Here is a 22,126-nt window from a genome sequence, read left to right on the forward strand (position 1 = left end):
AAATGCTGCTGGACAGGGATTGATTCGCTCTTGGCAGTTGCGGGTATCGTACGCACTTTTTCGATATGTCATGGAGGCGCGAACATTAAGCGCACCATGGCTTTTCTTATTCTTCGAGGGGCTCTGACACTCCCAATTTAGTAGTGCCAGAGCAGTGAGTTACGGATGTTATCCTGCCATTCGCTCACATTCCTCAGCGCAGTTCATGCACGCCTTCGCACACTCTTGGCAATGATCCATTTCATGCTTCGCGCATTCCTCTCCGCATGCACGGCAGATCTTGGCGCAAAGGGCGCAGAACTCCTTAGCATATTCACTTTCGCGGCTCATCAGTGTGGCAGCCAACCTGCAAATGTCCGCGCAGTCGCGGTCAAGCTCGATGCAGCGAGCCATCATTTTTACATCATCCTCGCGTAGGCAAGCAGAGGCGCACATTTCGCACACTAGGGCACAGTTCGAACAAGCTTGGATACAGGATGCGAACATTGAGTTTGTCATTTACGTTCTCCAGGGTTCGATAGTTGTATTTCGTCGTTTGCTTACTGGCCGATATGGCTCATCAGCCTGTTAGCAGACACTGAATTACGACACGCTCCTACCGAGCCCGTTTCGAAAAACCTCATTACAATGTTGTAAGGTAAGTCCAACCGCACCGGGGATCTGCGGGCGCAGTTGGTGGCGATGTGGCCGTCAGATTGCCTGTACGGCTTCGCTAGTCTGTTCGAGATGATTGAGTTGAAAATGAGGGAGCTCCCTGTCGCCACGACTGGGAGTATTCGTTGGGGAACGGCCGGAGCGCAAGCCGCTTAACTAGGTAAGTTACTGGCCTTGCGGCCTAACTTTTAGGAAGGAAGCAATTGCAAAGCCCTCCGGTACCGTTGCGTCGACTAGGATGGCCTAGGGCCGATCCTCTGCTTGCTGAACCGCCTTTCTTAGAGCCTCGATCAGAACCGCATAGGCACACATATACCGGATGTTAGTGCTCGTGTTGCTTCCCGTCTGCGTGCACATGGTTTTTTGAAGGGGATTTGCCTTCCGCATCGGCACTGTCACTGCCATTGCTGTGCTCAACCGCCTGGGGCTCCTCGGACGCATGATGGTCATCGCTTTCGTTATTACCATGATGACCGGAGCCTGATTGGCCGGATGCTCCACCTGTGCTGCTGGAGCCATGGTGATCCGAGCCGCCACTGTCGCCCTGATGGTGGTCGCCCGAGGCCATCTCGCCGTGTTGCTCACTATGCCCAGCTGGGGTCTCCCCACCACCATGCTGGTGACCACCGCTAGACGCAACGAGTGCTCGATACGCTCCTTCATCTAACTCAGGAAGCTTCTGCAGAAAAGCCACCATTCCCCAGATGTACGGGTCAGCCATGCTTTTACCCCACGCGGGCATCCCAGTGGCCTTAATGCCATGCTTGATGACCCAAAATGTTTTTGCTGGGTCATCGTATAGCCCCGCCTCAGCCAGGCTGGGAGGAGCGGGATAAAGGCCATTGCTTAGCTCGGTCTCAGCCATGCCTGGCGCCAAATGACAACCCACACACATCGAGTCGTAGTTCCCCGCCCCGGCGCGGATTTGGTCTTCATCGTCGAGAGATGGCACGGCTATGTCTTCGGAGCGAGCCTCAATCGAGCGATTGCGAGCAGTTTCCAGGAATGCGTGCACGACTCCCGTATGAGGATCATCCGCGGCAACGCTAATCAGTCCTGAGAAAACAACTCCGGCCACTACCAACAGGCCTAGAGCACAGAAGGCAGCGAAGCTAATAATTATTCTTTTCATCGAGGGACCTTAAAACCAAAGCCTGATGCCAGCAACGAACCGCGCCTCATCTAGGTCTTCGCCGTCATCTCTCGCCATATCAGCGGTATTACCGTATGCCCGGCTCCACGTGACGCCGATGTACGGTGCGAACTCACGAACGATTTCGTATCGGAGGCGGAGCCCCACCTCTGTATTTGCGAGACCAGCGCCCACTCCGTGTGCAGGATCGTCCTTGCCATAGAAATTGAGCTCGGCAGTCGGTTGGAGGATGAGCCGGTTAGTTAGGAGAATGTCGTACTCGCCTTCAAAACGTGCTGCTGTCTGCCCACCTTCACCGACGAAGGCGGTGGCTTCCGCCTCAAACCCATACAGCGCCATCCCCTGGACGCCTAAAGCCGCCCACGTCTGCGGCGACTCGGGCTTAAAGTCCTGGCGAACACCTGCTACTACATCCCACCAGGGACTGATTGCACGCCCGTAAAGCGCCTGAATTTCCGCGTCTTCAGTAACGCCATTCGTTCGCTCACCTTCCGAGCGAAACCAGAACCGATTGATATCGCCACCAACCCAGGCAGTAGCTTCCCAACTGAGGGTGCTACCTTCATTTGCGTCCTGGTACTCAAGTTGATCTAGCAGAAGGAACCAGGCCAGATACTTGTCATGGACCGTATGACCTTGAAGACCAGGGAAAGCCGCTTCTCTATCCGCATCGGTCAATACTGGAATGAACGAGGGATGAACCACGCCGGGCATTTCGAGCGTATCGTCATGCTTCATTTGGCCATGGTTCATCTTGCTATGGTCCATCGCACCATGACCCATTGCAGAATGGTCCATTTGCCCACCGGAGCCATGATTCATTGCCGCGGGCTTGGCAGAAGATGCAGGGGCTTGAGCTGCCGGAATAGGAGGGGTTTGATGCATCGAGTGATCCATCATCTCGGCGGCGTTGGCTATCCGTCCAGCCGCTGCGCTCAACGAAACTCCGAGCGCAATAAGAGCAAAGCGAGAAGATCTAGTGGTCATGGTGCGAATCCACCTCAGTACCAGTAGCCTTCGGGTCATGATCCATCTTGCCATGGTCCATTTCACCATGGTCCATCGAGCCATGACCCATGTCGCCGTGGTCCATTTCTGAGTTAGAGGAGCCTTGTGTCTGAGATGCCGGCTTGTTGCCTGAATTTTGCGACGAAGCCGATGGTTGCTTGTGCTGATCATGCGTTTGCTCTGCAAACGCAGCTGATATATTCATTACGCCCAGCAGACTGAACATTAACGCGCTGCCGATAAGAGTTTTACGCTTCATAAAATTTCCCATATAAAGTTCCTCTTACTCGTCCACTCGGACTTCACGAAACATGCCCATTTCCATGTGAAGCAGTAGGTGACAGTGATAAGCCCAACGCCCGAGTGCATCGGCTGTCACGCGGTAGCTGCGCTTCGAACCTGGAGGCATGTCGATCGTGTGCTTGCGAACCATGAACTTTCCATTCTCATCCTCAAGATCGCTCCACATACCATGCAGATGAATCGGATGGGTCATCATGGTGTCGTTGACCAAAGTGATGCGTACCCGCTCGCCATATTTGAGCCGCAGGGGCTCCGAATCAGAGAACTCTATACCGTCAAATGACCAAGAGAACTTCTCCATGTGGCCGGTGAGATGGAGTTCGATCGTCCGACTGGGCTCACGGCCGTCCGGATCGGGGAAAGTGCTTCTCAAGTCGCTATAGGTCAGGACTCGGCGGCCGTTGTCTCGTAAGCCAATACCGGGATCGTTCAGCCTATGAGTTGGGCTCATGGTCTGCATGTCCACCAGTGGGTTATTGGACTCTGAGGGCGGGTGCGATTGCATACCTGCGCTCATCCCAGCCATTCCAGAGTGGTCCATCCCGGACATCCCACCCATTTTGCTGTGATCCATGCCGGCCATTGCGCCCATGTCGCCCATCCCTTGCATGTCACCGTGGTTCATGCCGGACATGTTGCTATGGTCCATCGCGCCCATGTCGCCGCCATGGTCCATGCCCGCCATACCGCCCATGCTGCCGTGATCCATCCCCATGTCGTCCATGGTGATTAGTGGTCGAGGATCGGTTTCTGGAACAGGAGCGCTCAGCCCTTCGGCAACCGCTAGCGTGCCACGGGCGTATCCTGTGCGATCCATCGATTGGGCGAAGATCGTGTAAGCCTCCTCGGTCGCAGGCTCGACAATCACATCGTAGGTTTCTGCCACGGCAATGCGGAATTCGTCGACGCTAACTGGGTTGACGTATTGGCCATCGGCTGCGACTACAGTCATCTTCAGCCCTGGAATGCGGACATCGAAATAGCTCATGGCCGAGCCGTTGATGAACCGCAGACGAAGCTTCTCGCCGGGCTTAAAGATGCCGGTCCAGTTCCCGTCGGGTGCTTGGCCGTTCATTAGATAGGTATAGGTGTAGCCGCTTACGTCGGCGAGGTCGGTGGGACTCATTTTCATCTGAGCCCACATTTTCCGATTCGCAATCGTAGCGGCCCAGCCGTCTTCGCTCACGTCGTTAATGAAGTCTCCGACAGTGCGCTTGTGGAAGTTGTAATAATCGGACTGCTTCTTGAGCTTAGAAAGGATTCGAGCGGGATCCTCATCGGACCAATCAGTCAACATCACCACATAGTCGCGGTCATAGCTGAACGGTTCGGGATCCTTCGCATCGATGACCAAGGGACCATAGACACCAAGCTGCTCTTGTAGGCCTGAATGACTGTGGTACCAATAGGTACCGTTCTGTTTAACCTGAAACTTGTAGACATACATGCCATCGGGAGCGATGCCGTGGAAGCTCAATCCAGGCACGCCATCCATGTTGGCCGGCAGGATCATGCCGTGCCAGTGAATCGATGTATCTTCGCTCAACTTATTCCTGACGCGCAGCGTGACGGTATCCCCTTCACGCCAACGTAGAAGCGGCCCTGGGATGGTCCCATTGATAGTCATCGCTGTCCGGGCCGCGCCGGTGATATTGACCGGCGTCTCCCCAATCAGCAGATCGAACTCCGTGCCGGTTAGTACGCTGGGCTGGCCTGGGCTACTCACTGCCCAGACCGGAGCTCGCCACAAGCCAAGACCGCCAAGGAGGCCTGCGGCAGTCAAGCCTTTAACAAAGGTTCGCCTAGAGGTTTTACGTTGCATGTGTACGTTCCAATCAAGCTAAGGAGCCAAGCCGAAACCAGCCTTTAGGGTTGGTGTTGCCAGCGTTAATCGATCTTAGAAGCTCGCGCACGGTCTGTCTTATCAAGCGACTCGCCATTATTCGTAAATATGGCATGCCGAAGAAAAACGCGTGATTACATTTTTGTAAGTTTAAAGCGCCCCGAAAACGTCTGCGATCAGAGTTCCGGTCACTTTAGCTGGCTTTACTTAAACCGCGGGCTGGATAAGAGCCGCTAAAAAGGTCCGGCCATAATCTAGCAGTTCATTAGCAGTTTGTTGCTCATTCACTGCTTTTCAGCGGATCTTTCCAGGCTTTGCGGGCAGTCTAGAAGGCCTCATGAGATTGGATAATTATCAAATCTTAGCCGCTCAAGAGGGTTGTAACCTACTAGCCAGTATAAACTTGGTCTGCTCGGTGCGAAGATATTAGGTTAGGTTTTTGACGAGCCATGGTTCGAAGTAGCTATAACGGCTTCGCCGGTTCTACAAACATTTCTGCCTATACCAGCACCGTGGCAGCTATAACATCGCAGAAGCTGCCACAGTTAAGAGCTGCGCAGTCAAATCTGCGTACGGTTTCGCTTCAGCAATTAGCATGAGCGTGCTTCGCTGAAGTTTCCTTCGCGGCTAGCTCCTGGGCTTGGTCGTTCTGGTCAGCCTGATAACTAGCGATCGCTACTTGGCGAGCCTGCTCCATACGAGCAAAGGTACGATCACCACCACCTTCTGCCATTGCATAGGAAGAGCTTGCTGCGATGGCGAGCAGTACAGAAAGGGATTTGAAAAGTTTCATGACTTTTTACCTTTGTTTACGAAGATACGGGAGACCCAGCGCAGCTCCATTAACAGAGGCTTGGGCTTGTGTGTAAGCTAACCGAGTGTCCCTGTCAGAAACCTGATCGAAACATTACGGTTTCGTCAGTAACGCAGAAGAAGTGAGTACAAGCGAAAGCGCAGGTTGCGTGTATGGCATCTTTACCTGCTGTAAATAGGTTCTGTTCCAGCATGCAAAAAAAAAGGCGCCATCAAGGCGCCAATAGGCCAAAGGAGCATGGAAATGGCCAAAAAGCAGAGTGTGGAGGCAACTGCTGGTGTAGACGTTAACGCTAGAAGCTGTCAGACAGATGATGCGAGCATTACGTTTCTGTAAGGTACTGGATGCAAGGACCGACAACCGCCACACTGTTCTAAATGCTTGCAGGAGTACCTTATGAAGCTTCTTGTTGCTGAAGACGAGCCGAAAACAGGCACCTACCTACAGCAGGGGCTCACGGAGGCCGGCTTCACTGTCGATCGAGTAGAGAACGGGACTGATGCTGCTCAGCACGCGCTTCACGGGGAATACGACCTGCTCATCTTAGATGTGATGATGCCTGGCTTGGATGGGTGGCAGGTTTTAAAGAATGTCCGCGCTGCCGGTAATGACGTTCCAGTGCTATTCCTTACCGCCCGAGACGGGGTTCAGGATCGAGTAAAGGGATTGGAGTTGGGCGCTGATGATTATCTCATCAAGCCGTTTGCTTTCTCCGAACTGCTTGCCAGGATACGCACGCTGCTTCGCCGCGGCAGCCATGCTCCCAACCAAACGATACTCAAGCTCCTCGACCTTGAGATGGACTTGCTGAGACGACGGGTTACGCGATCGGGGAAACGCATAGACCTAACTGCAAAGGAATTCGCACTTCTTGAGCTATTGCTTAGGCGTCGCGGGGAAGTGCTCTCAAAGTCACTTATCGCCTCCCAAGTATGGGACATGAACTTCGATAGCGATACCAATGTAATCGAGGTGGCGGTACGCCGGTTAAGGGCAAAGATTGATGATGAGTTCGAGCCGAAGCTGATACAAACTGCTCGCGGAATGGGCTATCTGATCGAGGCGCCAGGCTTTTAAAAATCACGCTATTTAGCGATTTGCGATATGGCCAATATAACTAGCGGGCCACCTCTGCTAATCCGTGGCGTACTGCTTTGTGCTGCTCGGCGGATCGGCCAATGCATATTCATGCGTAACTTAAGAGGCCTTAATTAGACCTCTTATTGAAACCAGAGGGATCTAAGCTATCACTGGATCCAGCTTTCGACCTCATCCGTTCCATATTCTGCTTTCCAGCCTTTCAGGACCTTGTGATTGCCACCTTTGGTCGCAACTATTTCACCGCTGTGAGGGTTCTTGTATGTCTTGACCTGACGAGCACGGCGTGGTGTCGGGCCTTGCTGAACCGGAGCGCGACGAGTCCCAAACTGCGGGTCAAGAATATTGATCAAACTAGGTAGAGTAATGCTGTATTCACCCATCAGCGAGCGAAGCTTATCTTCAAATTCCATATCCTTTTTAAGGCTCTTGTCGTTTCTCATGGCCTCAAGTTCGGCCATTTGCGACTTCAATTGCTCTTCCAGTTTACGGTACTCTGCCAGTCGGGACATTTATCATTACCTCTAAGGTCAGTGTTTAGACATTTTGGTCCATATGATATCAATACTTTCAACTTCAAGCATGGCGTGACGAAATTCGGTGGGATGTTTGCGTACCCCGAGGCTGCGGGAGGAATGAAGGAGGTCCGCAGGTCGAAGCCCGAGCTCCTAAGTGACCAGCAAATCGCCATGACATGGGTCGGTATGTGTACAGCGAAGGCCTGTGGAGTAACAGACGCTAGAATATTCAAGTGATGCGAGGAAGCAGCCTTCGAAGCGTGGCCCTACGATGACAAAATCTGCAACGGTGGAAGGTTTATCATCCGGCGCGATTCCGAAGAACAGACCCAGCAGACGATTTGCGAGCTGATCGTAAACACTCGCTGGCCTCAGAGCGGGTGCATCCGAATCCCGCGAAACTGCTTACCGTAGTGAGCTTACTCTGGCGGGAAATTCTGGTAGCCAACCGTTTACGCTCTTTGGGTGTTGAGATTTGTCAGAATATTTTGGCAAAAATCCTGCATCTAATCGTTCTCACCATGCGAATTGTCGAAATATTATTATCTCAATGCTAACTTCAAAGCGGGCCCAGCCCCTGATCCAAGGGGCTGAAATTGTCAGAATTATTTGTAAACCACCAAGTGTTCCTCAGGGATAAAAACTGTCTCTGGGGGATAAAACCTGTTTCAAGGTCTGGTCACGAAGGCTAGCTCGTTCGGCCATCGCTATTTCGGATGTGATAGATGTTATCCAGTTTGGTCGTAAGACCTCAGGCAGGCGAGACGATAAATTCGCTTCTAGCTAGAGACAGAATTGTCAGCGGTTCGGTTAGTAGACATTTTCACGATGCCAAATTCGGCATAAACCAGTGGCATATAAATAAGCAAAGCATTGCCAAACTATCCGAACTAAATACTGGAACCACAGCTAATAGCTTAGAATTGTTGCTAAGCTCTTGCACTGGGTACGATGTCCATGCTTATTTAACTACAGGTAAAAACGTAGAATATTTGTCCAATTACAGTTCAGCCACCAGATCCGTTAGAAACTCCTACATAGCTCACCATAGCATTAAAATCTGCCTTAGATGCTCTAAGCACGACATGGAACAAAACGGATTTAGCTATTGGAGAAAAGTGCATCAGTTTCATCGTGTAACTGTTTGCTCACACTGTAATGTACGTTTGGTAGATAAATGCCAAGCATGTGCGAAAAGTTTTTCAATTTTTAATGAAACCGATGACGGTTTTTGGCATAACTGCAAGTGTGGTCTGAGTTTTAATGATTGGGAAGAATTTGAAAATTTTGATATTAATGAGCACCGTTACTCAAGTTTTATAGCGGGTATTTATCAAAGCGAGAAAAGATGGCTAGGCATCGGTTTCGAAGGGCTCGCGGACTACACCACATCACAGCTTGGATATGACAAGAATTATCTACTAGAATTAAAAAAACGAGCTATTTCGGATATCCAGCGAAGCTTAATTGGTACCAAATTCAATTCATTAGAAGATGAGCTTTCTGTTAGTTTGAGGGTGTTACATCTTCTCTTTGGGAGCTTTGAGAAAATGCATGAATTTATTGGCAAAATAATCTTTCTAGATGACTCTGCTCCTATTAGCTCAGTGAATGATAAGAGCAATATGCGGGGCTTATGAAATCGTCGTGTACTCACTCTCGCCGGATGCAGTGAGGCGTATACCAATCATAGTCTTATGCTGCGCAAGGCTTCATTGATCAGAACATGACGCTAGTGATGGATTCGATCTTATGTCTAGCATTGTTATCCCTCAAACCACGCGGAACAGGTATCTCAGTGGGATTGCCGCTCTAAACCTTCCGTCTGCCGCAGGAACTGGGGACTGGCACTTCCTACAAACTTTCTTTGTACAGAGGTCTAGACGTTCAACTGGCTTCATATGTGGCTTGGGTTGCGAAATAGATACGACAGCCTTTCTAGGTGATGTCGGTGTGTTCGAATGCTCTAAGCTGTTAAAGAGCTTGGATATAGAATTCGTAGGCGATGCGGCATACTCTGCAAACCACACACGAGCTGTAGCGGACCTAGTTATCGCTGCAATCCGCATTGGGCGTAATGTGGATCATCTATGCATTGATGATTGGCTACCCAAAATGTCTGATAAAGAAAGACTAATAGCTATGCTGCAGCAGGCATACTCAAATATGAATGAAGAACTGCGGCAAGCTCTCAACGTCTGGGTTCTGAGTAATTTACCTAAATAAATTTGCGAAATTTGCTTAGGGCGGTACGAGGCCGCACTAAGCGATTACTACGCACCTCGGGTGGTGAGGTAAAGGAATAAATACTTCGCAAGCTGACCTTCCGCGCGGTGGAAGGCAGATCGTAGATCTGCTGCCTGCACCGGCTATCTTTACCATGCGTTTCATCTCGAAAGGGTTCAGAACCTACGCTGATGTAACAGACCGAGCTAGACGTCTGACCGGCTGCAACCGGCCAAAAGCGGACAGCCCGGTAAGCTGCCCACCTAAGCCATGAGTTGAGATAATCGACCGCAAAACGCAGGTAGCGACACCAGCGCCTTGGCTGTCAGATACCCTTACCCAACATCTTGCCGTTAACGGTCTTGCCGTAAAGGTTCACGCCGTCATTGGCGTGGTACTTATCTCGAGTTTTCTCGACTGAGCCATCAATCAAGCGCGGGTCTTGCGGTCGCTCGTGGCTGTTCATGAAGGCCGCCACGTTCCAGGCGTCTTCATCTGACAGGGTGCCGCCTTTGCCCAGTGGCATGTTTTCCTTGATGAACGCCGCAGCCGTGTTGATTCGATGCATGCCAGCACCCCAGTTGAACGAGTCCGCCCCCCAGAGTGGCGGGAATACATAAAGGTCACCAGACTTCTGCCCTTCCCCGTTTGGCCCATGACAGACGGCGCACTGTGCGTCGTAGACCTGTTCTCCCTTCGCCAGGTCGTAGCCGCCTTCGGGTTGTGGCACTTCCGGATAGGCCCGACCGGGCAGCTCTTGCCCCGTGGGTGCTCCGGTTGCAAGCCAGTAGGAATAGGCTGAAAGCGCGGCGATAACGGGGCCGTCAGCCTCGGGTGCCTTGCCGTTCATACTGAACTGGAAACAGCCCTGAAGGCGCTCGGCATAGCTGTTCACCTTGTCGTTCTTCTTTCGGTACGCCGGGTACATGGTGTAGGCAGCCCAGAGCGGCGCAGAGTTGGCTTTCCGGCCTTGTTCGAGGTGGCAGTTCGCACAGGCCAGGCCGTTGCCCACATAGTCGGGCGCATGCGTCTTGGTATCGACGAATATGGCGCGCCCTTGCTGTACCAACTGCCCGTAGGCGTTGTCAGGCAGTTCGCTTTCCTTGGGCGGTTGGAAGTACTTGCTGCTGGCGGGATCACCGGCCCCGGTCAGGATCTGCGACTGATCTTCCATCGCGATGTCGTCCGCGAGCACCGGGAAGGCCAATGACATCAACAGCAGTGCGCTTGTATGGGGCTTCATTTGGCTGCTCCTTTGTCGGTCAGGCCTGCGAAGTATGTCGAGACCGCCATTACCTCGTCCTCGGTCAAGCTACGCGCGATGTGGCCCATCAAGTCGTTGGGGTCGTTCTTGCGGGTGCCCTGACGCCAGGCGGTCAACTGAGACGACAGGTACTGTGCCGACTGCCCGGCCAGCGGTGGGAAGGCGTCGCCGACGCCCGTTCCGCTGGGGCCGTGGCAGGCAACGCACTCGGGGATGTTGCGTTCCCAGGCGCCGCGCAGCGCAAGGGTTTCGCCAGGCCCGTCGACCAACGCGGTGCGGTCGATTCGCTCGACCTGCGGTTGCGGCTTGTCAGCCAGCATCGTCGAGACGGCCTCGGCTTCCTCACGGCTTAAGGCTGCCGCAATGGGCTGCATGATTGGATTCGCCCGCGCACCGGATGCGAAATCAGCCAGTTGCTTGCGCATGTAATTCGCCGACAAGCCGGCCAGACGGGGGAATCCCGCAGCGGCCATGCCTTCGCCCTCGGCGCCGTGGCAGGTAGCGCACGCCATCGCGGCGGTGTTGGCCCCGCCTTTGCTGTACACCGCAGCGGCATCCGCGGCGTGCGCGGACACCGAAATCGCAAGGAAGAGCCCGGCCAAGGGCCAGAGGGGGACGTTCATGTAGCCTCCAGATCATTCTTGTTATAGGTGCCGGTGCTGACTGACCGTGTCGTGTTGCTAGCGTTTGGACAACGGCCCCATGATGCCATTCAACGCCTCGGGACGAGGCGCGCCCTGATGCTGCTGCAGACGCCCTTGCTCATCTAGGTAATAGATAGCCGGGGTGGCCGAGGCGCCCATTTCGCCCATCAGGGTGAGGTTCGCCTCAAGCTGTTCATTCACCTCGGGCGCGATACGCTTGATGGCCTTGAGCGTGCTGGCCTTGCCCGCGGCCTCGTGCTCATTGAGCGCCGCCTCAGGGTCCTTCGCGGCCAGCAGTGCCGCGGATTTACCGGCGCTGTCCGGGCGCAGCATGCCGACCATCACGTGGCGAAGCTGAACGTCACCCGCTTCGACCCAGGGCCGCGCCTGTTTCCAGAACATATTGCAGAACGGGCAGTTCGGGTCGGAAAACATGTAGATAACCCGTGGCGCCTCAGCCGCGCCGTCAGCAATCCAGGTGCTGCTTTCGAGCCGCTGCCACATCTCGCTGCTCATCGGCTCATACACAAGCTTTTCCAGCGGTGCCTTGGTCAGGTCTTCGCCAGCGGAATCCAGCAAACTGCCGACCACGACATGATCACCGTCCGGTGTCAGATACAGCGCAATGCCCTGTCCGTTGTAACGCGCTGCGTAGCCCTTTAATCCTCCCGGCGCGTCGAAACTGCCGACCACTTTGGCTCCGCGCGCTTCAATGGCCTGAACCGCGGGAGGCAGCGTTTCGGCCAGCGCCCAGGGCGTCGGCAGTAAGGCGAGCGTTGAGATAAAAAACGAAAGTGAACGTACCGGTTTCATGGCTGGGTTTTGACCTCTAGTTGCTCAAGGGCGCGCGCCAGGCTGGCACGGGACAGTTCACCGAGATGGCTGCCAACTTGGCGTCCCTCGGCGTCATAAAAAAGCGTGGTGGGCAGCGACGCAGACCCTACGTGCTGGCCCAGACGACCGCCGGTGTCGAGCAGAACGTTTTCCAGACCGAGCCCTTCGGCTTCGAGGAAGTCGGCGATCAATCGCTCGCCCTCGCCCTGGTTGACGAAAAGAAAGGTCACGTCGGTGTTTTCTTGTTGCGCCTGCGCAAGGACCGGCATTTCACGCCGGCAGGGCGGGCACCAAGTGGCCCACAGGTTGACCACCAGCGGCTTGCCAACGTAATCCTGCAAGGCGACGGGTTTACCCCGGTTGTCCCGCAGGCCCATCTCAGGCAGTCGCGTGCCCTGCTCGAACGCGTGCAACGCAAAGGTCCCGAACCCCCAGCTGAGCACACCCACCAGCACCGCTGCGCCCAGCGGTCGGCGCAGCCCGCTGTCGCGCCAGGCCAGCCAGGAACCCAACAGAACGGCCACCAGCAAGCCCGGCCAGGCAATAAAACCGCCGTCACGTATGTCGATCACGCGCCAGGGCTCATCTCGGAAATGCTCGACGTACACCAGCACGAAGGCCAGCCGCGCGACCAGTAGCGCCACCAGCAGCAGCCTGAAGAGCTGTTGTTCCGGATTCCGCTCGCTGCGCCGCCCAACCCACCAGCCGGTCAGCATCGCTATAAACAGGCTCACCAGCATCAGCACATGTGGGACGGCAAGCGCCAATGGCCCCAGGTTGATCGTCAGCATCAGCCACGCTCCATTGTCTGGTTCCATCTGTTCAGAAACTGATTCGCATCGACCTCGCCGGTGATGCGCTGGGTTCGCCGCTCTTCCCCGTCCGGGCCGATGAAGAGCAGCGTCGGCGGCCCCATGACCTGATAGCGGTTCAGCAGCTCGCGACTGGCGGGATCGGTCTGCGTCACGTCCGGCCGCAGAATCCGCACGCCGGTGAGCGCTGCCTGCACCTGGGCGTCACCGAACACCTCCTTTTCCATGACCTTGCAGGACACGCACCAGTCGGCGTAGTAGTCCACCAGCACCCACTGGCCCGCGGCCCTGGCGGCAGCAAGCTCACGATCAAGGTCGACCGGCTCGCTGAAGCCGACAAATCCGTGGGCAGGCTCAGCACCTTGCGAGGACGCAACGCCGCCTGTGAATACACCGAGCGGCCGCATGACATCCTGTGCGCCGCCAGCCGCTCCGAGCAGCAGCGCTACGCCCCAGACGCCGGCCAGCGACGCCACCGCGCGGCTGAGCGCCTGATGCCGCACCAGTTCCCGCGACAGGTGCAGCAGCCCGCTGGCACCCACAACCAGCAGCGCGCCCCACAGCCCTACCCAGAGCGGGTCGGACAACAGCGGACGAAGCACGTAGAGGGCGGCGACCAGAAATAGGAAACCGAAGGAAACCTTGACGCGATCCATCCACGGCCCAGGCTTGGGCAGGAAGCGATTGCCCACCGTCACCAGCAGCACCAGTGGCGTACCGATCCCCAGGCCCAGCGCGAACAGCACCAGGCCACCGTTCACGGCGTCGCCGCTTTGGGCGATGTACAGCAGCGCCGCGGCCAGCGGTGCAGTCATGCAGGGGCCCACCAGCAGCCCGGACAACACGCCCAACGCGCTGGCCCCGGCGAGGCTGCCGCCCCGGCGCTTGCGGCCGGCCTGCTCCAGCCGATCACGCAGGCCCGCCGGCAGTTGCAGTTCGAAGAAGCCGAACATAGGTAAGGACAGCAGCACGAACAGGCCAGCGAAACTTGCGATCAGCCACGGCTGCATCAGCCATCCCTGCAGATTCGCACCCAGTAGCGCCGCCACCACTCCGAGGGCGGCGTAAACCAGCGCCATGCTGAATACGTAGGCCCCAGCCAGCGCCATGCCGCGGCGAGGCCCGGCCTGGCTACCCACGACGATGCCGGCCAGGATGGGCAGCATCGGCAGCGAACAGGGTGCAAAGGCAAGCAGCAGGCCGAGTCCGAAGAAGATCAGCAGGCTCCAGCCCAGCGACTGCTGCTGTAGCCCGCTGGCCAGGGCCTGGTCGTCGGCCTGAACCGGCATGGACGGAGGGGTGCTGCTGCCGCCCAGCTCTACCGTGCGGCTTTGCGGCGGATAGCACAGGCCGGCATCGGCGCAGCCTTGCCAGCCGAGTTCAAGCGACGCGAGATCCGCATCGGGGAGCTGCACTTCCAGGCTGTCGCGATAGATTCGCGAATCACCAAAATACTCGTCATGGTACGGCTCGCCAGGCGGCAACTGGGGCTCGTTCCCCGGTGGCAGCCCTGCGAATCGCAGGCGCTCCTTGTAGAGGTAATAGCCGGGCGCAATATCCCAGCGCAGCACGGCGCCGCCAGCGTCAGGCTGCTCGACGTGCAGCGTGAACGCTTCATCCACGGGCAGAAAGTCCTGCTGCTTCTGACCGAAGGTGAACGGCGAAGCGTTCGCCAGCTGCACAGACCATAGGCAGCAGGCCAGAAAGATAAAAAGCGCTCGCATGCACAACACCCGATTACCAGATTCGACGGCGAGCTTGCCGACTCGGGATTAAGAGGCGATTAACGAGGCATGGACACAACCTGTAAGGCCGAGCGACGTTGAGGCGCGAGCAACTCGGCGTACCATCTGCTAACGCGCCGTTAATCCAGGCGGACGATACTGACTGCTGCCTATCAAGCGATTCCCACATGCACGTACTGCTGACAGAAGACAACGCACTGATCGCCAGTGGCATCGTCGCCGGGCTAGAAGCCCAGGGCTTCAGCGTGGCCCATGCCGCTACGGCCGGGCAGGCCGACTCGCTGCTGCGCACAGCCAGCTTCGACCTGATGGTTCTCGATCTGGGTCTGCCTGACGAAGACGGCCTGCGCTTTCTGCAGCGCCTGCGCCGCCGCGGCCTCGAGCTGCCTGTGCTGATCCTGACCGCCCGGGATGCGGTAACCGAGCGGGTCTCCGGGCTTCAGGCGGGCGCTGACGACTACCTCGTCAAACCCTTCGACCTGCGTGAGCTCGCTGCCCGCCTGCATGCCCTACTGCGCCGCGCTGCCGGGCGGGCAACGCAGATGATCGAACACGGCCCGCTAAGCTACGATCCCGCCGCCTGTGCGGCCTTCATGGCAGGCGAACCCGTGGACCTGTCGCGCCGTGAACAGGCGCTGCTCCAGGCGCTACTGCAGAACCCCGGCCGCGTGCTATCGGCCGAGCAGCTCAAGGACGCCGTGTACGGACTGGGCGATGACGTCGAAAGCAACGCCCTGAATGTCCATATCCACCATCTTCGCCGCAAGCTGGGTAACGGCATCGTCGAAACCGTCAGAGGGATCGGTTATCGCCTGGGCCCGGCCGGCCATGCGTCGGCGTCCACCGAGGCACCCGACCCATGAGCTTGCGCCTGCGCCTGACCCTTACCCTCGGCTCGGCCTTCGTGCTGCTCTGGGCGCTGGCCGCGACCTGGATGCTCTTCGATGTTCGCAATCAGTTGATGCAGTCCCTCGATCAGCGCCTTGCTGCGTCGGCGCGGATGGTTGCGGGTCTGTTGGTGCAACTGCCGCAACCGCAACTGGGCGAAGGCGGTATCACCCGGCTGAGTGCGGAACAGCTTGGCATCGAAAACGGCCTGGCCTGCCAGATCAGCTCCTTGCGGGGTGAAATCCTGGCGCGCAGCCATGCGGCGCCAGACAGCACGCTCGACGCTCAGCGCACCGGCTTTCACGACCAGATGATTGGCGATACCGCCTGGCGTAGTTTCACCTTCATCCAGAACGGCATGCGCATCACCACGGCCGATCGCCTTGACGAGCGCACCGCACTCCAGCGCTCGGTGCTCCTGGCCGCGGCACTGCCGGTGTTCGTCGCGTTGCTGGGCAGCCTGATCGTGTTGTGGATCGGAATCGGCAACGGCCTTGCGCCACTCAGACGCATCCGCACGGCCCTGGCGCAGCGCAGCGCCGACTCGGTAGAGCCGTTGCACATCGAGCGACTGCCGCGAGAGCTGACGCCCCTGGTCGAAACCCAGAACCAGCTGTTCGCGCGGATCGCGCACATGCTCGAACGCGAACGTCGGCTCACCGATGACGCCGCCCATGAACTGCGCAGCCCGCTGACCGCCATCAAGACCCACCTGCAGGTCGCGGCCATGACCGAGGGCGATACCGCGAAACGGGCATTGGCCCAGGCCGAGGTCGGCACGGATCGCCTGCACCGGATCCTCGAACAGCTGCTCATGCTGGCGCGGGTCGAAGGTCGCGTGTCCTTCAATGACGGCCTCAGCTGCACGGCCCTCGACGTCGCGCAGCTGGCGATCGCTGACGCCAGTCAGCAGCCCGGGCCGCACATCGAGCTGTGCGGGGCGCAAGATGTCTGCCCTCACCCACTGGCGATGCCGCCCACCCTGGCGGTCGCGGCGTTGCGCAACCTGCTCGACAATGCCCGCCGCCATACCCGGCACGGCACAGCCATCCGCTTGACGCTCTCACAGCTGGATGAACGCCGGGTTCGCTTCAGCGTGCAGGATCACGGCCCGGCCATCCCGCCGGAAATGCTCGAGCGTCTGACGGAGCGCTTCTGGCGCAGCGGCGAAGGTGAAGGCAGTGGTCTGGGCCTGTCCATCGTCAAGGCGATCGCCGAGCGCTGTGCCTGCGATCTGCGTTTCGAGCCGCAGGCGGACGGCCTCATCGTCGAGTTGGTGGTCAGCCTGCAGGCTCCCGCTCCCTGAAGACGGCACCTCGATAACCTGAACGTCCAGCCACGCACACCGTCCGAATAGCTGACTGAGCAATCCGTTAACCATCGTCGGAGGTGGCAATGCTTGTTTTCGAACCTGTTTATACAGACGGCCTGGCGCAGATTTCCTATCTGGTCGGCGACAGCAAGGCCGCGGTAGCCGCGGTCATCGACCCACGCCGCGACATCGATATCTACCTGCAAATGGCCAAGGCGCGAGGCCTGCGAATCGCCTACGCCATCGAAACACATATCCATGCCGACTTCGTGTCCGGCGCCCAGGCGCTGGCGAAGCGCACCGGGGCACAGATCATCGGCGGTCGCGCGGATAACTACGAGTTCGAGCTTCGCCAGGTCAGCGGTGGCGAGACGATAGAGCTCGGGCAGGCCACGCTGCAGGTCATGCACACGCCCGGGCATACGCCTGAACATATCTCCCTGCAGCTGTTCGACGCCCAGCAGGGCGACCAGCCGATCGCGCTGTTTACCGGCGATACCCTGTTCAACCTGGACGTCGGGCGCCCCGACCTGCTGGGCGAAGGCAGCGAACGAAAGCTGGCCGGCGCGCTGTACCACACACTTTTCGATCACTACCTGCCCCTTGGCGACAGGATTGAAATCTACCCCTGCCACGGCGCCGGCTCGGCCTGCGGCAAGTCTATCGGCGACCGTCGCCACTCCACGCTCGGCAGCGAGCGTCTCTTCAACCCCGCGTTGCGCGAGCAGCGGAGCGAGGACGCGTTCATCGATTGGCTACTGGCGGACATGCCGGAACCACCCCGTCACTACGCGCGCCTGAAAAAACTGAACTTGCGCCCAGCGGTGCAGATAGAAGGCCCTGCCCTGCCGCCGCCCCTCGCCCCGTCCGACTTCGAGGCACTGGCCGCGCACGACATGCAGGTTGTGGACGTCCGCTCGATCCTCGCGTTTGGCGGCGGGCACGTGCCCGGGGCGGTCAACATCGCCCTGCGCAACGAGTTCGTGAACTGGGCGGGCCGGATGCTCGACGACGCTCGCCCGATCCTGCTGGTGGGCGAATCGGCCGACGATGTCCACCAGGCTGTCACCCAGCTCTACCGGATAGGCCTGGACGATATTCGCGGCTATCTGCGCAACGGCATGACGGACTGGCAGAACGCGGCGCTACCGCTGAACAGGCTTCAGGAATGGACGGTTCATGAACTGAATGCACGTCGTGAAGCGCCCGATGTACAGGTGCTGGATGTACGCAGCCCCCAAGAGGTTGCGGCGGGTCGGGTGCCTGGCGCCAGGCACATCTTCGTCGCGCACCTCGCCGACCGGCTCAACGAGCTGGATCCGGACAAGACCACCGTCACCTACTGCGGATCCGGCTATCGCGCCTCCATCGCTGCCAGCATCCTCAAGAAAGCCGGCTTTCGTGATGTGGCCAATGTCCCCGGTTCCTGGATGGCCTGGAAGGCGGCAAACCTGCCGGTCCAGGAAGGCTAAGGTCTTATCCGGTCGCGCGGCGCAGGTGTCTGGCTTGCCACCTGCGGGTGCGCGATCAGAAGGCGACTTGAAGCAGCAAGGCCGACGCGGCAACAGCCGCGACCAATCCGAAGCCCCGCTGCAGCAGGCGCCCGTCCAGGCGAGAGGAAACCGTGCGGCCGGCGAACATCCCGAGCACGGCACCGGCCGAGAATGGCAGCGCCACTGCCCACTGGATGCCACCCGTCAGCGCGGCGGACAACACGCCGCTGACCGACACCAGGCCGATGACCGCCAACGACGTGGCGGCAATCGAACGCATCGGCAGATCACTGAAGCGACTGAGCGCCGGCACCAGCACGAACCCGCCGCCGACCCCCAGCAAGCCGGAGAGGAAACCGGCCAAGGTGCCGGAGGCGGCGACGGTCGCTGCACAGCGTGAGGTCCAGTGAAAGCGGCCCGTCTGCGGGTTCAGCCGACAGGGCACGGCTCTCGGGGTCGTGTCATCGCTCGGCGGGCGCCTGAATGCCCTGAAGGCGACCCAGAACATCACCAGCGCAAACACCACGGCAAGCACATCGTGCGCTACCCGCGCGGCCACCCAGAGGCCGACGGGCGCGAGCAACACGCCACAGCAGGCCATCAGGGCCGCCGCCTTGTACCGGACAATGCCGTCCCTCAGACCAATCACTGCCCCGACCCAGGCCGCGAATCCGACCGCCATCAACCCGATTGGCGCGGCCTGATGCAGCTCGAGCCCGACCACGAAGATCAGCAACGGCACGGTGAGGATGCCGCCGCCGGCACCGGTCAGCGCCAGGACGAGGCCGACCAATAGCCCAAGCCCGATCTCAACCATCGTTGCGCTCCGGAAGCCTTGGATCACCTTTCGATTTAGAGCGACTGCAACCTATCACTGCGGCTTCCCTGAGAAGCGTGTCTGCAACTCGTAGAGCGCCATACCCGCCAACATGGCGAGGACAAAGATCAAGGGTTCGCTCCGACCACTCAAAAGCGTCGCGACCGCCGGACCCGGACAATAGCCAGCCAGCCCCCATCCCGCTCCGAATGCCAGGCTGCCCAGTACAAGAGGGCGATCGATCCGGGTGGCGGTGGGCATTCGCATGATATCTCCCAGCACCGCCCGGGACCGTTTGGAGGCGAAATAGAACCCGACACTGGCGACCGCAATCGCACCGCCCATAACGAACGCGAGCGAGGGGTCCCACGGCCCGGCCAGATCGAGAAAGGCGATCACTTTGGACGGATCGGCCATCCCTGACAGGATCAGGCCAAGGCCGAAAACCAGCCCCGCTACAAAGGCGCTCAGCAATTTCATGGCAACTCCTCAGCCCAGCAGGTGGCGGATGACGAACACGGTTAGAAAGCCGCTGGCCATGAACGCGGCCGTCGCGACCAGCGAGCGCGGCGACCGTCGCGACAACCCGCAGACGCCATGCCCGCTCGTACAACCGGAGCCATACCGCGTGCCGATCCCGACCAACACACCAGCCGCGATCAGCGTCAAGGTGCTCGCCTCTACTTCGATGTCTGGTTGCTCGAACGCGGCCTGAAACAGCACCGGCGCGATCACCAGCCCGGCAATGAATGCAACACGCCAGAGCACATCGCCTTTGCCTGGCCGCAGCAAGCCGCCGATCACGCCGCTGATGCCCGCGATTCTCCCGCTCAACAGGATAAATAAGGTCGCAGCAAGACCGATCAGCGCGCCCCCTGCGAGCGAGGACCACGGTGTGAAATGTGCCCAGTCAATCGTCATGCCGAGGGTTCCTCGCGTTCGGGATGCTGACAGTAAAGCCGGTAAAGCACCTGCATAACCTCCATCGCTTGAGGGCTGGCGATGCTGTAATGCACTTGCTTGCCCTCGCGTCGGGTGCTGACCAAGCCGTTATGGCGCAGCACCGTGAGCTGCTGCGACAGGGTCGGCTGCACAATGCCCGTCGCACTGGCGAGGTCACCCACGCAGTGCTCGCCCTGGGTCAGCTGGCAGAGCAACAACAGGCGGTCGGGGTTGCCGAGCACTTTCAGCAAGCCGCAGGCGTCCGCGGCACTGCGACGAAGCGTTTCGATATCGATTTCTGCCATGTGGGCCATTTTGTTCAGGTGGGTCAGGTGGATTTGACAATACGATTTATCAATATATATTTCAATAGATCGTATCAACACGGCAGCGGACGCCCGGTCGGAACTCGACCTCCCGCACACGCCCTACAATTATGCGGCATCGCTGTGACTTTCACCTCGCCGCGCCCACCCCGTCGGCGCGAACCTGGAGATCAACATGTCATCGATACAGCAAAACAGTACCAATCATGACCAGGCGGACAGGGTTCGCCGCTCAACGTCCCAACCTGTGAACCAGGAAATCGATCGGCAAACGGACGAGAACATTCGTCGATTCAGCGGGATGGGGCGAAGCGCAATCCTTCAGCGTATCGACGCCCTGGATCGCGAGTGGGACGTGGAACGCGTGCTCGAGGTCAATGCCTCCTCGCTCGCGCTGTCTGGCTTGCTACTTGGCCTGACAGCGAACCGAAAGTGGTTTCTGCTGCCTGGCGTCGTGCTGCCGTTTCTTCTGCAACACGGCTTGCAGGGCTGGTGCCCGCCGCTGGCGATCTTGCGCCGGCTGGGTATCCGCACGCGGGGCGAGATCGATCAGGAAAAGTATGCACTGCTCAGTGCGCTGGAACAGGCACCGCTGAACACTCACCACTCGCCGAGACCATCATGATATTTCGCCAGCTGTTCGAGCCCGTGTCGTCCACCTATACCTACGTACTCGGATGCGAGGACACCGGCCAGGCCGTGCTCATCGACCCGGTCATTTCCGCAACGGACCGCGACCTGGCCGAGCTGGCCAGGCTGGACCTGCAGCTGGCGTTCACCTTGGACACCCATATACATGCCGACCACATCACCGCCGCGCTGGAGCTGAAGAAGCAGACCGGCTGCCGTATCGCGGGGCCGGCTATCGATAAGTTGCCCTGCACGGATGTGGGCATTGAAGAAGGTGTTCCTTTCATCGTCGGCAGCCTGCAGTTCACACCCTTGCATACCCCCGGACACACCGACGGGCATTTTGCCTATCTCCTCGGTGATCGCCTGTTCAGCGGTGATGCGTTGCTCATCGACGGCTGCGGTAGGACTGACTTTCAGAACGGCAGCGCCGACGACCTGTTTCACAGCGTTAGAAACAAGCTGTTCACGCTGCCAGACGACACCCTGGTCTATCCCGGCCATGACTACAGCGGTCGACGAGTCTCGACCATCGCCCAGGAAAAGCAGCGCAACCCCCGACTCGGTGAAGCGATAACGTTGGAGCGCTTCCGCGACATCATGGCGGAACTGAACTTGCCCTATCCCGCGTTCATCGATCATGCCGTGCCGGGGAATCGCCAGTGCGGTGTCTGCCCACCCGACCTGACGGATAATTTCCGCCGCTATTGCGAACAGGTTGAGCACAGTCCTCAGGGTTGAGCACGTCATGCCAGCCCCCGTGAGGCCCGGGGAATCGATCACCGTTCGCAGCCTCCAGGCG

General features: G+C 58.3%; 23 protein-coding genes. 7 read left to right on the forward strand and 16 right to left on the reverse strand.

The features are described 5' to 3' along the window. Positions 1-168 precede the first annotated feature (168 nt). The 6 genes from GYM54_RS13395 to GYM54_RS13420 form a co-directional block, all read right to left on the reverse strand. Entirely contained in the window at positions 169-498 is a 330-nt protein-coding gene (locus GYM54_RS13395) for a four-helix bundle copper-binding protein (RefSeq protein ID WP_041754615.1), read from the reverse strand. 478 nt (positions 499-976) lie between these two features. Continuing rightward, positions 977-1,786: a cytochrome c gene (locus tag GYM54_RS13400; RefSeq protein ID WP_064481004.1), complete on the reverse strand. Its 810-nt coding sequence runs from the start codon at positions 1,784-1,786 to the stop codon at positions 977-979. A gap of 9 nt (positions 1,787-1,795) precedes the next feature. Further along, positions 1,796-2,794: a copper resistance protein B gene (locus GYM54_RS13405; protein ID WP_064481005.1), complete on the reverse strand. Its 999-nt coding sequence runs from the start codon at positions 2,792-2,794 to the stop codon at positions 1,796-1,798. Next, a complete protein-coding gene (locus tag GYM54_RS13410) occupies positions 2,784-3,074 on the reverse strand; it encodes a hypothetical protein (protein ID WP_170934340.1) in 291 nt (96 codons plus the stop codon). The genes GYM54_RS13405 and GYM54_RS13410 overlap by 11 nt, the downstream gene beginning before the upstream one ends. A 24-nt stretch (positions 3,075-3,098) precedes the next feature. Further along, positions 3,099-4,940, reverse strand: coding sequence for a copper resistance system multicopper oxidase (locus tag GYM54_RS13415; protein WP_023444726.1), 1,842 nt, complete (start codon positions 4,938-4,940; stop codon positions 3,099-3,101). A 604-nt stretch (positions 4,941-5,544) separates the two neighbouring features. Further along, positions 5,545-5,754: a co-regulatory protein PtrA N-terminal domain-containing protein gene (locus tag GYM54_RS13420; protein ID WP_023444727.1), complete on the reverse strand. Its 210-nt coding sequence runs from the start codon at positions 5,752-5,754 to the stop codon at positions 5,545-5,547. Between the two features lie 417 nt (positions 5,755-6,171). On the opposite strand from GYM54_RS13420, the gene GYM54_RS13425 reads away from it, so the two are divergent. Beyond that, on the forward strand, positions 6,172-6,852 hold the full coding sequence (locus GYM54_RS13425) for a heavy metal response regulator transcription factor (protein WP_014822231.1): 681 nt from the start codon (positions 6,172-6,174) through the stop codon (positions 6,850-6,852). Positions 6,853-7,022: 170 nt separating this feature from the next. Here GYM54_RS13425 and GYM54_RS13430 read toward each other — a convergent pair whose 3' ends face one another. Then, entirely contained in the window at positions 7,023-7,385 is a 363-nt protein-coding gene (locus GYM54_RS13430) for a histone-like nucleoid-structuring protein, MvaT/MvaU family (RefSeq protein ID WP_014822230.1), read from the reverse strand. Between the two features lie 731 nt (positions 7,386-8,116). On the opposite strand from GYM54_RS13430, the gene GYM54_RS13435 reads away from it, so the two are divergent. Beyond that, on the forward strand, positions 8,117-9,031 hold the full coding sequence (locus GYM54_RS13435; protein WP_081262849.1) for a TniQ family protein: 915 nt from the start codon (positions 8,117-8,119) through the stop codon (positions 9,029-9,031). A gap of 911 nt (positions 9,032-9,942) precedes the next feature. On the opposite strand, the gene GYM54_RS13440 is transcribed toward GYM54_RS13435, so the two are convergent. From GYM54_RS13440 to dsbD, 5 genes are read right to left on the reverse strand one after another with little or no spacing between them, the layout of a single operon-like run. Continuing rightward, positions 9,943-10,860, reverse strand: a complete 918-nt coding sequence (locus GYM54_RS13440; protein ID WP_003289353.1) for a c-type cytochrome — start codon at positions 10,858-10,860, stop codon at positions 9,943-9,945. Beyond that, on the reverse strand, positions 10,857-11,504 hold the full coding sequence (locus GYM54_RS13445) for a c-type cytochrome (protein ID WP_003289355.1): 648 nt from the start codon (positions 11,502-11,504) through the stop codon (positions 10,857-10,859). The genes GYM54_RS13440 and GYM54_RS13445 overlap by 4 nt, the downstream gene beginning before the upstream one ends. A gap of 57 nt (positions 11,505-11,561) precedes the next feature. After that, positions 11,562-12,338 (reverse strand): thiol:disulfide interchange protein DsbG, encoded by a 777-nt coding sequence (gene dsbG, locus GYM54_RS13450; protein ID WP_003289357.1) that lies wholly within the window; start codon positions 12,336-12,338, stop codon positions 11,562-11,564. Then, the gene (locus tag GYM54_RS13455) at positions 12,335-13,150 is read right to left on the reverse strand and encodes a TlpA disulfide reductase family protein (RefSeq protein ID WP_023444733.1); all 816 of its coding nucleotides are present in this window, start codon (positions 13,148-13,150) and stop codon (positions 12,335-12,337) included. The genes dsbG and GYM54_RS13455 overlap by 4 nt, the downstream gene beginning before the upstream one ends. Next, the gene (gene dsbD, locus GYM54_RS13460) at positions 13,150-14,895 is read right to left on the reverse strand and encodes a protein-disulfide reductase DsbD (RefSeq protein WP_197446044.1); all 1,746 of its coding nucleotides are present in this window, start codon (positions 14,893-14,895) and stop codon (positions 13,150-13,152) included. The genes GYM54_RS13455 and dsbD overlap by 1 nt, the downstream gene beginning before the upstream one ends. A 188-nt stretch (positions 14,896-15,083) precedes the next feature. Between dsbD and GYM54_RS13465 the strand changes: the two genes are divergently transcribed. The 3 genes from GYM54_RS13465 to GYM54_RS13475 all read left to right on the forward strand — a co-directional run bounded on the left by GYM54_RS13465 (position 15,084) and on the right by GYM54_RS13475 (position 18,588). Further along, positions 15,084-15,779: a response regulator transcription factor gene (locus tag GYM54_RS13465; RefSeq protein WP_003289360.1), complete on the forward strand. Its 696-nt coding sequence runs from the start codon at positions 15,084-15,086 to the stop codon at positions 15,777-15,779. Beyond that, complete coding sequence (locus GYM54_RS13470; RefSeq protein ID WP_003289361.1) at positions 15,776-17,110, forward strand: sensor histidine kinase; 1,335 nt, start codon at positions 15,776-15,778, stop codon at positions 17,108-17,110. Before GYM54_RS13465 ends, GYM54_RS13470 begins: the two co-directional genes overlap by 4 nt. An 89-nt stretch (positions 17,111-17,199) precedes the next feature. Then, positions 17,200-18,588, forward strand: coding sequence for a rhodanese-like domain-containing protein (locus GYM54_RS13475; protein WP_023444731.1), 1,389 nt, complete (start codon positions 17,200-17,202; stop codon positions 18,586-18,588). Positions 18,589-18,643: 55 nt separating this feature from the next. Here the strand turns inward: GYM54_RS13475 and GYM54_RS13480 are convergent, their stop codons facing one another. Genes GYM54_RS13480 through GYM54_RS13495 form a run of 4 tightly spaced genes read right to left on the reverse strand, consistent with a single transcriptional unit; the run spans position 18,644 to position 20,682 of the window. Beyond that, entirely contained in the window at positions 18,644-19,426 is a 783-nt protein-coding gene (locus GYM54_RS13480; protein ID WP_003289367.1) for a sulfite exporter TauE/SafE family protein, read from the reverse strand. Between the two features lie 54 nt (positions 19,427-19,480). Beyond that, complete coding sequence (locus GYM54_RS13485) at positions 19,481-19,906, reverse strand: YeeE/YedE family protein (protein ID WP_003289368.1); 426 nt, start codon at positions 19,904-19,906, stop codon at positions 19,481-19,483. Between the two features lie 9 nt (positions 19,907-19,915). After that, on the reverse strand, positions 19,916-20,347 hold the full coding sequence (locus GYM54_RS13490; RefSeq protein WP_003289369.1) for a YeeE/YedE family protein: 432 nt from the start codon (positions 20,345-20,347) through the stop codon (positions 19,916-19,918). Beyond that, the gene (locus GYM54_RS13495) at positions 20,344-20,682 is read right to left on the reverse strand and encodes a helix-turn-helix transcriptional regulator (RefSeq protein ID WP_003289371.1); all 339 of its coding nucleotides are present in this window, start codon (positions 20,680-20,682) and stop codon (positions 20,344-20,346) included. Before GYM54_RS13495 ends, GYM54_RS13490 begins: the two co-directional genes overlap by 4 nt. A gap of 187 nt (positions 20,683-20,869) precedes the next feature. On the opposite strand from GYM54_RS13495, the gene GYM54_RS13500 reads away from it, so the two are divergent. Then, positions 20,870-21,319 carry a hypothetical protein gene (locus GYM54_RS13500; protein ID WP_003289372.1) on the forward strand — a complete coding sequence of 150 codons (450 nt, stop codon included), beginning with the start codon at positions 20,870-20,872 and terminating at the stop codon, positions 21,317-21,319. Then, on the forward strand, positions 21,316-22,065 hold the full coding sequence (locus GYM54_RS13505) for an MBL fold metallo-hydrolase (RefSeq protein ID WP_003289374.1): 750 nt from the start codon (positions 21,316-21,318) through the stop codon (positions 22,063-22,065). Before GYM54_RS13500 ends, GYM54_RS13505 begins: the two co-directional genes overlap by 4 nt. Positions 22,066-22,126 lie beyond the last annotated feature (61 nt).

It is taken from the genome of Pseudomonas sp. MTM4, assembly GCF_019355055.1.
Classification (GTDB): Bacteria; Pseudomonadota; Gammaproteobacteria; order Pseudomonadales; family Pseudomonadaceae; genus Stutzerimonas.

Excerpts from the sequence above, each read along its gene's own strand:
- GYM54_RS13475 (WP_023444731.1), top strand. The coding sequence starts at position 17,200 with ATGCTTGTTTTCGAACCTGTTTATACAGACGGCCTGGCGCAGATTTCC.
- GYM54_RS13470 (WP_003289361.1), top strand. The coding sequence starts at position 15,776 with ATGAGCTTGCGCCTGCGCCTGACCCTTACCCTCGGCTCGGCCTTCGTG.
- GYM54_RS13495 (WP_003289371.1), bottom strand. The coding sequence starts at position 20,682 with ATGGCCCACATGGCAGAAATCGATATCGAAACGCTTCGTCGCAGTGCC.
- GYM54_RS13465 (WP_003289360.1), top strand. The coding sequence starts at position 15,084 with ATGCACGTACTGCTGACAGAAGACAACGCACTGATCGCCAGTGGCATC.
- GYM54_RS13405 (WP_064481005.1), bottom strand. The coding sequence starts at position 2,794 with ATGACCACTAGATCTTCTCGCTTTGCTCTTATTGCGCTCGGAGTTTCG.
- GYM54_RS13480 (WP_003289367.1), bottom strand. The coding sequence starts at position 19,426 with ATGGTTGAGATCGGGCTTGGGCTATTGGTCGGCCTCGTCCTGGCGCTG.
- GYM54_RS13485 (WP_003289368.1), bottom strand. The coding sequence starts at position 19,906 with ATGAAATTGCTGAGCGCCTTTGTAGCGGGGCTGGTTTTCGGCCTTGGC.
- GYM54_RS13430 (WP_014822230.1), bottom strand. The coding sequence starts at position 7,385 with ATGTCCCGACTGGCAGAGTACCGTAAACTGGAAGAGCAATTGAAGTCG.
- GYM54_RS13440 (WP_003289353.1), bottom strand. The coding sequence starts at position 10,860 with ATGAAGCCCCATACAAGCGCACTGCTGTTGATGTCATTGGCCTTCCCG.
- GYM54_RS13435 (WP_081262849.1), top strand. The coding sequence starts at position 8,117 with ATGTTATCCAGTTTGGTCGTAAGACCTCAGGCAGGCGAGACGATAAAT.
- dsbD (WP_197446044.1), bottom strand. The coding sequence starts at position 14,895 with ATGCGAGCGCTTTTTATCTTTCTGGCCTGCTGCCTATGGTCTGTGCAG.
- GYM54_RS13400 (WP_064481004.1), bottom strand. The coding sequence starts at position 1,786 with ATGAAAAGAATAATTATTAGCTTCGCTGCCTTCTGTGCTCTAGGCCTG.
- GYM54_RS13425 (WP_014822231.1), top strand. The coding sequence starts at position 6,172 with ATGAAGCTTCTTGTTGCTGAAGACGAGCCGAAAACAGGCACCTACCTA.
- GYM54_RS13505 (WP_003289374.1), top strand. The coding sequence starts at position 21,316 with ATGATATTTCGCCAGCTGTTCGAGCCCGTGTCGTCCACCTATACCTAC.
- dsbG (WP_003289357.1), bottom strand. The coding sequence starts at position 12,338 with ATGAAACCGGTACGTTCACTTTCGTTTTTTATCTCAACGCTCGCCTTA.
- GYM54_RS13445 (WP_003289355.1), bottom strand. The coding sequence starts at position 11,504 with ATGAACGTCCCCCTCTGGCCCTTGGCCGGGCTCTTCCTTGCGATTTCG.
- GYM54_RS13490 (WP_003289369.1), bottom strand. The coding sequence starts at position 20,347 with ATGACGATTGACTGGGCACATTTCACACCGTGGTCCTCGCTCGCAGGG.
- GYM54_RS13410 (WP_170934340.1), bottom strand. The coding sequence starts at position 3,074 with ATGAAGCGTAAAACTCTTATCGGCAGCGCGTTAATGTTCAGTCTGCTG.
- GYM54_RS13415 (WP_023444726.1), bottom strand. The coding sequence starts at position 4,940 with ATGCAACGTAAAACCTCTAGGCGAACCTTTGTTAAAGGCTTGACTGCC.
- GYM54_RS13500 (WP_003289372.1), top strand. The coding sequence starts at position 20,870 with ATGTCATCGATACAGCAAAACAGTACCAATCATGACCAGGCGGACAGG.
- GYM54_RS13395 (WP_041754615.1), bottom strand. The coding sequence starts at position 498 with ATGACAAACTCAATGTTCGCATCCTGTATCCAAGCTTGTTCGAACTGT.
- GYM54_RS13420 (WP_023444727.1), bottom strand. The coding sequence starts at position 5,754 with ATGAAACTTTTCAAATCCCTTTCTGTACTGCTCGCCATCGCAGCAAGC.
- GYM54_RS13455 (WP_023444733.1), bottom strand. The coding sequence starts at position 13,150 with ATGCTGACGATCAACCTGGGGCCATTGGCGCTTGCCGTCCCACATGTG.